At 59.7% G+C, this 12,954-nt stretch carries 12 protein-coding genes and 1 riboswitch; of the genes, 4 read left to right on the top strand and 8 right to left on the bottom strand.

What is annotated here, in order from left to right; genetic code table 11:
• Window positions 1-204: 204 nt before the first annotated feature.
• The 4 genes from QRN20_RS06015 to QRN20_RS06000 form a co-directional block, all read right to left on the bottom strand.
• Window positions 205-1,569 carry a DUF1329 domain-containing protein gene (locus tag QRN20_RS06015; RefSeq protein ID WP_025996330.1) on the bottom strand — a complete coding sequence of 455 codons (1,365 nt, stop codon included), beginning with the start codon at window positions 1,567-1,569 and terminating at the stop codon, window positions 205-207.
• A 30-nt stretch (window positions 1,570-1,599) separates the two neighbouring features.
• Window positions 1,600-3,537, bottom strand: a complete 1,938-nt coding sequence (locus QRN20_RS06010) for a DUF1302 domain-containing protein (protein ID WP_004885152.1) — start codon at window positions 3,535-3,537, stop codon at window positions 1,600-1,602.
• Window positions 3,538-3,899: 362 nt separating this feature from the next.
• A complete protein-coding gene (locus tag QRN20_RS06005) occupies window positions 3,900-5,582 on the bottom strand; it encodes a fatty acid--CoA ligase (RefSeq protein ID WP_029242111.1) in 1,683 nt (560 codons plus the stop codon).
• A gap of 183 nt (window positions 5,583-5,765) precedes the next feature.
• The gene (locus QRN20_RS06000) at window positions 5,766-6,395 is read right to left on the bottom strand and encodes a LysE family translocator (RefSeq protein WP_004885154.1); all 630 of its coding nucleotides are present in this window, start codon (window positions 6,393-6,395) and stop codon (window positions 5,766-5,768) included.
• An 87-nt stretch (window positions 6,396-6,482) separates the two neighbouring features.
• On the opposite strand from QRN20_RS06000, the gene QRN20_RS05995 reads away from it, so the two are divergent.
• The 3 genes from QRN20_RS05995 (at window position 6,483) to QRN20_RS05985 (ending at window position 9,464) form a co-directional block, all read left to right on the top strand.
• Window positions 6,483-7,451 (top strand): 2-hydroxyacid dehydrogenase, encoded by a 969-nt coding sequence (locus QRN20_RS05995; RefSeq protein ID WP_029242109.1) that lies wholly within the window; start codon window positions 6,483-6,485, stop codon window positions 7,449-7,451.
• A 183-nt stretch (window positions 7,452-7,634) separates the two neighbouring features.
• Window positions 7,635-8,633, top strand: a complete 999-nt coding sequence (locus tag QRN20_RS05990; protein WP_029242108.1) for a methyltransferase — start codon at window positions 7,635-7,637, stop codon at window positions 8,631-8,633.
• 38 nt (window positions 8,634-8,671) lie between these two features.
• A riboswitch (yybP-ykoY riboswitch) is annotated at window positions 8,672-8,810 on the top strand.
• Between the two features lie 69 nt (window positions 8,811-8,879).
• Window positions 8,880-9,464 carry a TMEM165/GDT1 family protein gene (locus QRN20_RS05985; protein ID WP_004885157.1) on the top strand — a complete coding sequence of 195 codons (585 nt, stop codon included), beginning with the start codon at window positions 8,880-8,882 and terminating at the stop codon, window positions 9,462-9,464.
• A 60-nt stretch (window positions 9,465-9,524) separates the two neighbouring features.
• Here the strand turns inward: QRN20_RS05985 and QRN20_RS05980 are convergent, their stop codons facing one another.
• The 4 genes from QRN20_RS05980 to QRN20_RS05965 form a co-directional block, all read right to left on the bottom strand.
• On the bottom strand, window positions 9,525-10,343 hold the full coding sequence (locus QRN20_RS05980; RefSeq protein ID WP_029242107.1) for a M48 family metallopeptidase: 819 nt from the start codon (window positions 10,341-10,343) through the stop codon (window positions 9,525-9,527).
• A 155-nt stretch (window positions 10,344-10,498) separates the two neighbouring features.
• A complete protein-coding gene (locus QRN20_RS05975; protein WP_029242106.1) occupies window positions 10,499-11,128 on the bottom strand; it encodes an SOS response-associated peptidase in 630 nt (209 codons plus the stop codon).
• Window positions 11,129-11,159: 31 nt separating this feature from the next.
• The gene (locus QRN20_RS05970; protein ID WP_004885160.1) at window positions 11,160-11,423 is read right to left on the bottom strand and encodes a putative signal transducing protein; all 264 of its coding nucleotides are present in this window, start codon (window positions 11,421-11,423) and stop codon (window positions 11,160-11,162) included.
• On the bottom strand, window positions 11,423-11,605 hold the full coding sequence (locus tag QRN20_RS05965; protein ID WP_025996322.1) for a CPXCG motif-containing cysteine-rich protein: 183 nt from the start codon (window positions 11,603-11,605) through the stop codon (window positions 11,423-11,425). The genes QRN20_RS05970 and QRN20_RS05965 overlap by 1 nt, the downstream gene beginning before the upstream one ends.
• 105 nt (window positions 11,606-11,710) lie before the next feature.
• On the opposite strand from QRN20_RS05965, the gene QRN20_RS05960 reads away from it, so the two are divergent.
• Window positions 11,711-12,874: a 1-acyl-sn-glycerol-3-phosphate acyltransferase gene (locus tag QRN20_RS05960; RefSeq protein ID WP_058431000.1), complete on the top strand. Its 1,164-nt coding sequence runs from the start codon at window positions 11,711-11,713 to the stop codon at window positions 12,872-12,874.
• Window positions 12,875-12,954 lie beyond the last annotated feature (80 nt).

The raw sequence follows: 12,954 nt of genomic DNA, 5'->3' as shown, positions 1-12,954 counted from the left end.
ATCGATTTGTTCGGCTTGGCAGTGCTCGGAGACTAGCGGGTTAGCGGATCGTTTTGAAGGTCATCATTGAAAAGACTGTAACAAAATTCCTACGACTTATAAGGCCTGCGGCCAGACGCAAAAAAGCCCCGCGGACGGGGCTTTGCTGTTCAAGCGTTTTCCACAGAAGCGCTTCGTGTATCCGCAAGCGCTACAAACCGGTGATTAACGAACGCCCTCCTGACGCAGAGCGTTTGGCGTGAAGTCGCTGGTGCCCGCCGTGAAGCCGAACTCGTAGGCACGTTTCTCTTCGTTCTTCATGCCCAGCGCCACGTAACGGCCCGACTGCAGGTCGTAGAGTGTTTCAATGGCGTACCACGGCACTTGTTTGTCGTAGTAGTTCTCGGCATGCGCTTCGGCGACGCGCCACAGTTGGCCGCGGCCGTCGTAGTGGTCGATCACTGCCGCCTGCCAGGTGTCTTCGTCGATGAAGAAGTCACGCTTGGCATAGATGTGGCGCTGACCTTCCTTCAAGGTCGCAGTCACGTGCCAGACACGACGCAGCTCGTAACGGGTCAGGTCCTGATTGATGTGACCGGCCTTGATGATGTCGGCGTACTTGAGCGTCGGGTCGTCCAGCTTGTGGCTGTTGGAGGCGATGTACATCTCCTGCTTGCCGATCAGTTTCCAGTCGTAGCGATCCGGCGCACCGTTGTACATGTCCAGGTTGTCGGAGGTCCGCAGGCCGTCCGAGGCAGTGCCCGGACCGTCATACGAGACCTGCGGCGCCCGGCGCACACGTCGCTGACCGGCGTTGTACAGCCAGGCCGAACGCGGTTCCTTCACCTGGTCGAGTGTTTCGTGGACCAACAGTACGCCACCGGCCAGACGTGCTGGCGCAGTCACTTCCTGCTTGAAATAGAACAGCACGTTGCCCGGATTCTTCGGATCGAAATCGCGCATCTTGTCGCGGAACACGAACTGATCGGCGAAGTACACGAGGCTGTAGGAACCGTTGGGCTGCGGAGTGGCCTGGGTCACCAGACGCTTCACGCTGCCGCCACGGTAGCGGGTGATGTGGTTCCAGATCACTTCGACGCCATTGGCCGGGATTGGAAACGGGATGGCCGTCTCGAAGTTCTCCAGCCCGCTGCCGCCGCCGACCAGTTTGGTGGTCGTCGCGTTACGCTTGATGGCTGCGTAGACATCGTCCGGTACGGTTGCACCACGATGTGTCGGGTACACCGGAATCCGGTAACTGTCCGGGTAACGCTTGAACATCGCGTATTGGCCGGGCGCCAGCTTGTCCTTGTACTGCTCGACGTTGGCCGCCGTGATGGTGAACAACGGCTTTTCGCTGGCATAAGGATTGGCCAGGAACCCCTTGCTGTCGACTGCGCCGGCGTTCTTCGGCATCGGCGTCCAGGCCGAAATGGTGTTCGCTGCGTTACCCGCCTTTTCTGCCCCCATGGGCGTCAAAGACGTCCCCAGTTTTGCCGCCTCGGATTCAGACACCGCCGCCATGACGCTGGTCGCCAACAGCGACACGCTCAACAGACCGGCTTGCAACAGACCCTTTGTTATTTTCATATTTATTGTCATCCCGAAAAAACCGTGTTCTTAGAAGTTCATGCCGAAGCTGAGCGCAACGAAGTCGCGGTCATCAACCGTGGTGTACTTCCCATCGAAGAAGTTGGTGTAGGAAAGGGCTGCGGTATAGGTGTTCTGGTACTCGGCATCCAGACCGAGGCTGACCGCCTTGCGTCCTTCTTCGAAGTTGCCGCCCGGGCCTGGCGAGTAGCCCTTGACGTCATGCGACCACGCCACGCTCGGGCGCAGGTTCACACCGGCGAAGAAGCTGTTGTAGTCCCAGATGGCGCGAGCGCGGTAGCCCCAGGAGTTGGAGGTGGTGAAACCATCGTTCTCGCAGTAGCGGGTCAGGTTGTTCTGGTCGGCACCGGTGAGCGTACCGGCGTTGAGCGTGGCGCATTGGCCACCAGGCAATGGGCCTGGCCCGTAGACCGGGTCACGGCCGTAGCGGATCTCGGACGTGCTTTCCAGACCACCAACGTGCGTGAAGCCGACCTCGCCCACCAGGGTCAGACGCTCGGCACCCATGACCTGATCGAAGAACTGGGTGAAGGTGGTCTGCAGTTGGGTGATTTCCTTGCGGCGATAACCCGGCTGGTCGGTGTTGGGCTGGCCGTTCAGCAGCGACACGTTCGGGTTGAGCGGCGAAATGCCCGAATACAGAATGTCGGTGGTGTTGACCTGAACCGGCGCGTTCGGACGGTAGCTGATTTCACCACTCCACGCAGTGCCGGTAGGCAGTGTGGTGGAGAAGCTCAGGCCATACAGGCGAATGTCTTCAGGGTATTCAACGTAATAGCTGGAGTTACCGGCCACCACGACAGGCAGCAAGGTCGGCGCCAGACGCGCGGCCGTGGCTTGCGGAATGCCATTGCGCACCAGCGAACCTACCAGCCCGGCCGGGCTGAAAGAGGCTGCCGAACCGCCGCGTCCGCTGAAGATCGGCGCACGACTGTGGTAGTTCATCATGTAGGCACCGAACTCGGTGTCCAGCGGCTCATAGTTGTAACGCAGGGCGAAACCGAACTGGCCGCTGTCACGCGCATCGCGGTCAGGGCCACGGCGCACGACCGCGCCTTCGTCAGGATTGCCGAACACCACGCCCTGCTGGCTCAGCGAGTTGAACACGGCGCCGCGCGCGGCAGCCGGCAGACCTGCTGCGGCCAGCGAGGTGTTCAAACCGCTGCGGCTGCGCAGTACGGCGAGGTTGTTGTCACAGCCGTCGGAGATGACGTCGGGCTGGGAGAAGAATGTGCCGCAGTTGTCGGTAACCGTCTGGTCCCACTCGAGCTGGTAGAAACCTTCGGCCGAGAGGTTGTCGGTCAGACTCTGCGACAGATAGAACATGTTGACCGGAATCAGGCCTTCCTTGATTTCCGAGCCAGGCCGACGGAACGCGGACACGTCGATAGGGTTGACGCTGTTGATGCCGCCACCGATGAAGGTGCTTTCACCCCAACTGATGACCTGCTTGCCGAAACGGACCGAGCCAGGCTGATCAGCGATCGAATAGTTGTGATACACGAAGGCATCGAGCAACTGGAACCCAGACGACTTGGCGCCTTCCTTGCGGTTCGAATCGCTGATGTCCTTGAATTCTCGCCCTTCGTCCTTGAGTTCGAAGTCATACCAGTACTTGCCACGCATGAAGACGCCGGTGTCGCCGTATTTCAGCTCCAGGTCATGAATGCCCTTGAAGATCTTCGAGAACGTCTCCCCACGCTTGAAGTTCAAGTGGCCATCGTCTGACGTCTGGGACAGCCCGCGCCCGCCATTGTTGGCGCCGATAAGGTTCTTGTTGGCCTTTTCGGTCGACCAGCTGGCGCCCACGGAGAGCGAGGAGTCGAAGCTGCCTTCAATCTCGCCGATGTTGAAGGAAACGCCGAAAGCAGGACCGGCGAGCGAAGAGGCAAGACTGACAGCCAGAGGCAGTTTCGCCCGGCGCCAGAAGGGGTTGGTGGTTGTCATCGACGCTACTCCATGTGCTTTTATTGTTATGGCAGGGGGAAAATCCAAAAACGACTCAGCAGTCGAATCAAAAACTGACTGGCAACACTCATCAGGCAGCCTGAATGGCTCCAACACAAAATGTACTTCCGCTCTTGCGCATTCCCTATGCCGACTATATCCAGCGGGCGCTGATGCTTGATCCCTCTAAAGTGTGATTTGCAGCATCAACGCCTCTGGCCCGCCTGTTCCCGAGGAACTGCGTGACAGGCCTGGAGGGGAGAATGGCTTAAATTGGCGATTTGGCAAGGCGCAGCGCGGTGTCCTCGACGCAAGCACCTGCCGCACTGACTCGCACGGCGGGCGCACAGCGTTCAAATCAGTCACAGCGTGGAGAGAAATGCACTGTTGCTGCTCTGCCACTGGACGATATCCAGACGCATCTTCTTCTTGTCGAGCTTGCCGACGCTGGTTTTGGGAATTTCAGTAACAAGCGCGATCTGGCTGGGAATGGCCCACTTGTTGATGTGTCCCTGCTCGACGAAAGGCTTGAGATGCTCCTTCAGAATCCGCGCATCCAGCTCATGCCCTTCGCGCACCACCAGCAACGCAAAAGGCCGCTCGCCCCACTGCGGGTCAGGAACCCCGACCACGGCCACTTCGCGTACGGCGGCGTGCCGACTGCACAGGTCTTCCAGCGCGAGAGAGGAAATCCACTCGCCGCCGGTCTTGATCACGTCCTTGATGCGGTCACGAATGTCGATGAAACCCATGCCGTCCAGCGTTGCCACATCACCAGTGTGCATCCAGCCGCCCGCCCACATCTCGGCACCCTTTTCAGGCTCTCGGTAGTAACTCTCGCTCAGCCAGGGCGCACGCAACACCAGTTCGCCCTGGGTTTCGCCATCGGCTGGCAAAAAGTTGCCGTGTTCATCGACAATCGCCGCGTCCACCAGCATGCCCGGCACACCCGCCTTGATCCGGTACGTGATGCGCTCGTCTTCACTGCCCGCTTTCAGTTCTTCGTTGATGTGCGCCACGGAAATCAGCGGCCCGGTTTCGGACATGCCGTAAGCCGCCGTGAGCTGAATCCCTTTCGCCTTGGCCGCCTTGTACAGCGTGCGCGTGAGCGAACTGCCGCCGATGATGATCTTCCAACCGCCGAAATCAATGTCGGCAGCAGACTTGGCGTTGAGCAGCATCTGCATGATGGTCGGCACACAGTGGGAGAACGTCACCTTCTCCTTGCGCCACAGCTCGACCAGCAGTTCAGGATCGTAACGGCCGGGATACACCTGTTTTAGCCCGAGCATGGTCGCGGCGTAGGGGACGCCCCACGCATGCACGTGGAACATCGGGGTGATCGGCATGTAAACGTCATCGGTACCCAGCAGCCGCACGCTGTCGATGCAGCCCATGATGGTCGCGACCCCCATGGTGTGCAGGACCAGTTGCCGGTGGGTGAAGTACACACCCTTGGGGTTACCCGTCGTGCCCGTGGTGTAGAACATGGTGGCGACCGAGTTTTCGTCGAAATCCTCGAATTCGTATTCGGGACTCGCCGCCGCCAGCAGTTCTTCGTATTCACCGACCAGGTTCGGCAAATCGGCCGTCTTTTCCGGCAGATCGGTCAGCAGCAGGGTTTTCTCGACGGTGGTCAGGTGCCCGGCAATAGCGTTGTAAAGGCCCACGAACTCGCTATTGACCAGCACGACCCGGTCGTCAGCATGGTTGATGGTGTAGGCAATCTGCTCGGGCGAGAGTCGCACGTTGACGGTGTGTATCACCGCACCAATCATGGGGATCGCAAACATGCACTCAAGATACCGGTGGCTGTCCCAGTCCATGACTGCCACCGTATCACCAGCCTTGACGCCTGCCGCTGTCAGCGCATTGGCAAGGCGACAGATACGTTCATTGAGTTCGACATAGGTGTAGCGAACTGAATCCCGGTAAACGATTTCACGCGTTTTTTCATAGCGACTGCCAGACATCAGAAGCCGTTTGAGCAACAGAGGGTACTGATAAGCGCCATCGGCTGGCGGAAGAACGCGAGTCTGTAACATATGAGTCCCTTTCCAAAGTTCACAGGCCAAGCCTGAAATATGGACTCTAGAGCACTGCCTCGCCAGCCAAATCAGCCAAAATGATGATTTGTTCATCCGAGCCATGCAGGCGTCTGGCCAGCCACTCTCCGCTGAACCTGCTCTCGTCTGTCACGCGAACCTGCACGTTCATTTCTCTGTCACTCAGTGCACCTCGGTCAGCGCAAGCTTCACACCCAGTGCGATCAACACCCCGCCCATCGCCCGGTCGAACCAGTGGCCCATACGCGCAAAACCGGCGCGCACCCGCGCCTGGCTGAACAGACGAGCGACCAGGCAAAACCACAACGCGGTCGCCGCCGCGAGGTAGACACCGTATCCGCCCTGTACCAGCAACGGCGTGTGCGGGTTGATCACCACGGTGAACAGCGACAGGAAAAACAACGTGGCCTTGGGGTTGAGGCCATTGGTGACGAAACCACTCACGTAAGCGCCTTTCGCGGTGCGCTCGCCCGCCGGGGCCTTGATGACGTCATCCGACGCGCTGGCAGGTTTGGCCCGCAGGGCCTTGAAGCCAATGTACAGCAGGTACGCCGCTGCCGCCCATTTCAAGGCGTTGAACAGCACGATGGATTGCGAAACGATGATCCCGATGCCCAACAGCGAATAGCCCACATGCACGAAAATCGCCGAACCGACACCCAGCGCCGCCCAGGTACCGGCCTTGCGACCGTGGGTAACACTTTCGCGCACTACAACGGCGAAATCGGGGCCGGGGCTGGCGACGGCCAGCAGATGGATCAGTGCGACGGTGAGAAATTCTGGCCAATACATGATTGGTTCTCCTGGAATGTTGGCAAGCCTGGGCTCTGATAGGCTGATCACACTACGCTTTTCCATTTCTCCGCAAAAGGTACAGCTATGAGCAATCCCGGCAGAGCAGTTTTCCTCGACCACACGTCGCTGGATCTGGGCGATCTGGATCTGGGAACACTGCGTGAAAGTGTTGGTGAACTGGTTCTGCACGCCAGTACGACAGCTGAGCAGGTGGCCGAACGCCTGAAGGGTGCTCAGGTTGCAATAAGCAACAAGGTCGTGATCGATGCCGGCACGTTTGCAGCCTGTCCGGACCTCAAGCTGGTTCTGGTCACTGCGACGGGCACCAACAATGTCGACCTGATCTCCGCACGCGAACATGGCGTGACGGTGTGCAATTGCCAGGGTTACGGCACGCCATCGGTGGCCCAGCACACGCTGCTTCTGCTGCTGGCTCTGGCGACGCGCCTGCCGGATTACCAACAGGCTGTGCACCAGGGTCTGTGGCAGAAATCGAAGCAGTTCTGCCTGCTGGATTTTCCGATCGTAGAGCTGGAAGGCAAGACCCTGGGCCTGCTGGGCCACGGCGAACTGGGCGGCGCGGTGGCACGGCTGGCCGAGGCGTTCGGCATGCGTGTGTTGCTGGGGCAGATTCCAGGTCGGCCAGCGCGCGCGGATCGCCTGCCGCTGACAGAACTGTTGCCCCAGGTCGATGCGCTCACCCTGCACTGCCCGCTCAACGACAACACCCGCGACATGATCGGCGCGTACGAACTGAGTCTGATGAAACCTCATGCATTTATCGTCAACACCGCGCGCGGCGGGCTGATCAATGAACAGGCCCTGGCCGACGCACTGCGCAACGGCCATCTGGGCGGCGCAGCGTCGGACGTGCTGAGCGTTGAGCCTCCGGTCGCAGGCAATCCCCTGCTCGCAGGCGACATTCCGCGCCTGATCATCACCCCGCACAGCGCCTGGGGCGCCAGGGAAGCGCGTCAGCGTATCGTCAGCCAGATCACCGAAAACGCCCGGGCATTCTTTGCCGGTGCGCCGGTCAGGGTGGTGAGTGGCTGATCCTTTAAGGCGGCGCAGCGTGCAGGGACGCGGAGCGTCCTGAGCGGCATTCCCACGCGTGAGGAACGATCAGCGTGAGGCAGACCTGATCGCTGGAGGTTCAGGCACTGCGATCCTGCGCCTTTCTCCAGAATGCCCGTTCGCCAATCCTGTTAAACTGCGCGCTTTTTCAGGAGCCATTCCATGGACCCGCGCAGTGAAGTGTTACTCCGTCAGGCCGAGCTGTTTCAGGGCTCGCTGTTGTTGGCCGGATTGCCTGCCGACGACCTGCTCGGGAAACTGCAGCAGGCCCGTGGCTGGTGCTGGCATGCCGGTGATCAGGCTGCGCTGGATGCACGCTTCGAAGGACGCACGCACTTTGGTGTCGAGGCGCCGGAAGAGCCATTCGAGGCCGCCGTGCTGTTCCTGCCCAAGGCCCGCGACCTGACCGATTACCTGCTCAACGCACTGGCCTCGCGCCTTCAGGGTCGCGAGCTGTTTCTGGTCGGTGAAAAACGCGGCGGTATCGAAGCCGCCGCTCGGCAACTGAGTCCGTTCGGGCGTGCTCGCAAGCTGGACAGCGCGCGTCACTGTCAGCTCTGGCAGGTCACCGTCGAGACAGCTCCGCAGGCAGTCAGCCTGGAAAGCCTCGCCAAGCCTTATCAGATTGACCTGCAGGACGGCCCGCTCACCGTCATCAGCCTCCCCGGCGTATTCAGCCACGGTCGTCTGGATCGAGGTTCAGCGCTTCTGTTGGAAAACATCGACAAGCTGCCAAGCGGCAATCTGCTGGACTTCGGCTGCGGCGCGGGCGTTCTCGGTGCTGCTGTGAAGCGCCGCTACCCGCACAACGAAGTCGTAATGCTGGATGTGGACGCATTCGCTACGGCCAGTTCGCGCCTGACGCTGGCGGCCAACGGTCTTGAGGCACAGGTTTTGACCGGTGACGGAATCGATGCGGCGCCCATGGGATTGAACACGATTTTGAGCAATCCGCCGTTTCATGTCGGTGTTCATACTGACTACATGGCCACCGAAAATTTGCTGAGAAAAGCACGCCAACATCTGAAATCAGGTGGCGAACTGCGCTTGGTCGCGAATAATTTCCTGCGCTATCAGCCACTGATCGAAGAGCATGTCGGGGCCTGCGAAGTCCGTGCCCAAGGCAATGGGTTCAAGATCTACAGCGCCAAACGTTCTTGAAATAAGAGCTTGCCGAAAGGATTCTGCAAGGGCAGAATCCGCTCCGTCCTAGGGGAGTAGTCTCCCACGAGCCTCACGCTCGTCCGGCACGTATCAACATACTTGGTCCTCAGACCATGGTGCGTGCGACCCAGAATCCGCTCAGACGGATCGGTGGTTTGACAAGACCTATGACACGAACACCTTACCCGGGGCGGGAAGGCTGTACGTGTCATAGCCGTGTCGACCCGCCCCTTAGGAAACCTGATGCTGGAATCACTCTTAATCCCTACCGCAGTCGTTGCGCTCGCCGAGATCGGTGACAAGACGCAATTGCTCGCGCTCATCCTCGCCGCACGCTTTCGCAAACCCTGGCCCATCATCGCCGGCATCGTCGCCGCGACCCTGGCCAACCATGCGGCCGCCGGCGCAGTAGGGGCCTGGTTCAGCAGCTTCCTTTCCGACGCAGTCCTGCACTGGATTCTGGCCGCAAGCTTCACCGCTACCGCGCTCTGGACTCTGGTTCCGGACAAGATGGACGATGACGAAGCCAGCACGGCACGTAAATTCGGCCCGTTCATGACTACCCTCATCACCTTCTTCATCGCTGAAATCGGCGACAAGACCCAGATCGCGACTGTCATGCTGGCCGCGCAGTATTCGCATCTGTGGCTGGTGATCATCGGCACCACGGTCGGCATGCTGATCGCCAACGTGCCGGTGGTGCTGGCGGGTAATTTCGCAGCAGACAAACTGCCGCTGACCATGATTCGTCGACTGGCCGCCTGTGCCTTCTTCGTACTGGCGCTGGTCGCGGTGTACAAGGCCATGCAGGTCAGTGGCTGGGTTTGATATTTGACGGGATCAGGCGCGTTGCAGGTTGTCAGGCAACGCGCCGTTCATGGAGGTCGATCAGGACTTGGGAGCGCTCTGATACAGCGGCATCACCTTGGGAATCGCAGCCTGCAGAGAGGCAATGCGGTGTTCCGAAGCCGGGTGAGTGCTCATGAACTCAGGCTGGGAACCGCCCGAATTCTGAGTCATTTTCTGCCAGAGGGTGATCGCCGCGTTGGGGTTGTAACCGGCGCGCGCAGCCAACTCAAGGCCCAGTAGATCCGCTTCGTTTTCGTTGCTGCGGCTGTTGGGCAGGGTCATGCTGTAATTAACCGCGGTGTCGGCGAGCGCCATGGTGTCCTGACCCAGACCGAGCAAAGCGCCAGCGCCCTGTTTGGCCATTGCCACGCCGTAAGCCTTGGACATCGCTTCACGTCCGTGTTCACGCAAGGCATGGGCGATTTCATGGCCCATGACCGCAGCGATTTCGTCGTCGGTCAGCTTCAGGGTATCGATCAGGCCCGTGAAGAAAATGATCTTGCCGCCAGGACCGCAGTTGGCGTTCAGGTCATCGCTCTTGATCAGGTTCACTTCCCACTGCCATTGCGCCGAATCGGGACGCAGCTTCGGCGCCTGCGCGATCAGTCGTTTGGCAATCGCATTGACGCGCTTGGCGTCTGAACTGGTGGTGTCCAGCACGCCTTTGCTGCTCGCCTCGCCTACCGTCTGCTGGTAGGACTGGGCGTACATTTTGTTCACTTCATCCGTGGACAGCATGCTGAACATGTACTGCTTGCGCTCGACACCTACCGAATCACCGGTCGTGGTATTGACGGCCTGACACCCGCCGAGCAGTAACGCAGCGCTCAAGGCACAGAGGGCAAATGACTGACGCATGGGTGGATCTCCTTGTTCGTGAGGCGGTCATCCTAGGGCGTGAATACGCCCAGCGCCAGATACCAGCCAATTGCCATATTGGTACATGCCAGTGGTAAATGGTTCCTTGGGTATGCCAGGCGTGTATCAGGCGCGTGTCAGCTTATACACATTTATCAACTCAGCGGCGTCAGACACTCTGGCGCATTGAGCTTCGGGTCGTTCACCAGATTGGCCAGTGGCCGTTCACGCAGCGCGACCTGCGGGGCAGCCAGCAAGGCTTGCAGTTTGGGGAGCGGCGTATCGGGCGACAGCCAGGCTTTCTGACCTTCAGCATCCAGAATCAAGGGACGGCGCTGAGTGGCGGCGGCCTGAGTCACCACTGCGACACTCAGGTAGGTATGACCCTGAACCGGATAGGCTTCCCAGATCGCTGCAAAAAACAAGGCTGAGCCTTCCCCCGGAGTGAGCCAGAACGGACGCTTGCGCGAGGTGCCGCGCCATTCATAGAAGCCATTGGCGGGAAGCAGGCAGCGCCGCTGCTTGAAGGCTTCGCGAAACATGGGCTGTTCGGCCACGGTTTCAGCGCGTGCATGAGCCGGGGTTTTCGACAGATCCGTCAGCCAGGCCGGGGTCAGGCCCCAGCGGGCACGCACCAGTTCGATGTCGCCGCCCTCTTCGGCGGCGCGCATGATCAACACCCAGTCCGCCGGAGAAATATTCCACTGGGCCTGCTGGTCAGCCGGAAAACCGGGCAAGGCCGCGAAGGCGGGGGTCCAGCGAAACAGGGCATAACGTCCACACATGAGGGGTAATCGGACTCTTTAAAGACGGCGTTCAGCACACCAGTACATCGGGAAAACTGTCCGGCTCATCGCCACCGGACAAAGGCGAAGCGGCATTGTACGCAGTGATCAGTTCCCGTGCGCGCTCGACCTTGTCGTCGTCGACAGTGATCCACAGCAGGCCGAACACCGGCAACTCACCCATGCCACCCAGAAGATCACGGCCCGTGAGGCCCGCTTCGATCCCTTCACTGGCCAGCATGCCTTGCAGCAACTCGCCTTCCATGAGGTTTTCCGGCTCGTAGATTCTCTGCATCACTCGTTCTCGGTGCGTACATCCAGCGTCCATTGCTCGCCGTCGGTCTGGAGGTCGAATACGATCGGGCGGCAGCAGACCTGACAGTCTTCAATATACTGTTGATCACCGCCGGACAGATCCAGTAACGCTTCGACGGGCTCGCCGCAGTAAGGGCAGTCGTAACTCTGTAATTCCTGCATCGCGGTCTCCGGGATCAGTTGTGCGTATAATTGCGCCATTCTTTGAAGGTTGTCGTGAAAAACCTGCCTTCTTTTTACCCTATCCGATTCCAACAAGAGAGCATGATGGGCGAATTCGATGCCATCCGACCTTACAACGATTCAGAAGTCCCAGCCGTTCTGGCACGTCTGCTGAGTGATAAAGCCTTTCTCGCGATTCTGACCAAATTCCGTTTTCCTCGTCTGGCGCCTGCGTTCGGCTGGTTTCTGCAACCGACCCTGGCCCGCAAGCTGCGCCGTGAGTTCGCCGGTATCGATTCGGTCGCCACACTGCAGGACAAAGTCGAGTACTACGTCGACCACACCATCGAGCGCGCCACCGACGGCGTCACCTATACCGGCGTCGAGCAACTCAAGTCCGGCTGTGCCTATCTGTTTCTGGCCAACCACCGCGATATCGTGATGGACCCGGCGTTCGTCAACTACGCCGTGTACCACGCAGGCCTGCCGACGCCGCGCATTGCGATTGGCGACAACCTGCTGCAGAAGCCCTTTGTCAGCGACCTGATGCGCCTGAACAAGAGCTTTATCGTGCATCGCTCGATCATCGGGCGACGCGAGAAGATGGCGGCCTATCAGTTGCTGTCGGCGTACATCAATCACTCGATCACCAAGGACTGCCAGTCGATCTGGATTGCCCAGGCCGAAGGTCGCGCCAAGGACGGAGATGACCGTACCGAGTCGGCGATCCTCAAGATGTTTCACATGAGCCGCAAGGATGAGCCTTTCGGCGATGTGATTCGTTCGCTGAACCTGATTCCGGTGTCCATCAGCTACGAATACGATCCCTGTGATCAGGCCAAGGCGCGCGAGCTGTATATCCGCGCCACCACCGGCGTCTACACCAAGACGCCGGGTGAGGACGACGTGAGCATCGCACTGGGCATCACCGGCTATAAAGGTCGCGTGCACGTGAACTTCGCGCCGCCGATCACCGAGCATTTCGAAGACACCAAGCAACTGGCCATCGAAATGGACCGTCAGATCCTCGGCGGCTATCGCCTGTTCCCGGTGCATTACCTGGCGTACGCGCAGTGGACCCATGCCGACCCGGCCCTGAACGTGCCGCTGGCTGCCGACCTGTTCCCTGTCGATGAGCTCAATCGTGCAAAAGATGAATGGGAAAGCAGACTGGCAGGCGCGCCCGCCGAGCACCGTCCTTATCTGGTGCAGCAATATGCGATGCCCGTGCGTAATCAATACCGGGTCAAGGCAGGCCTGGCGCTTTGAGTCGCCGGTGATCGTATCAATCTGATCACGGCCGGACGCGGAGCGTCCTGAGAGGCGTTACCACGCTGGAGCGTGGGAAC

It is taken from the genome of Pseudomonas sp. fls2-241-TYG-175 (assembly GCF_030209155.1).
GTDB lineage: Bacteria > Pseudomonadota > Gammaproteobacteria > Pseudomonadales > Pseudomonadaceae > Aquipseudomonas > Aquipseudomonas viridiflava.
This window is presented reverse-complemented; position numbering and strand designations above follow the sequence as displayed.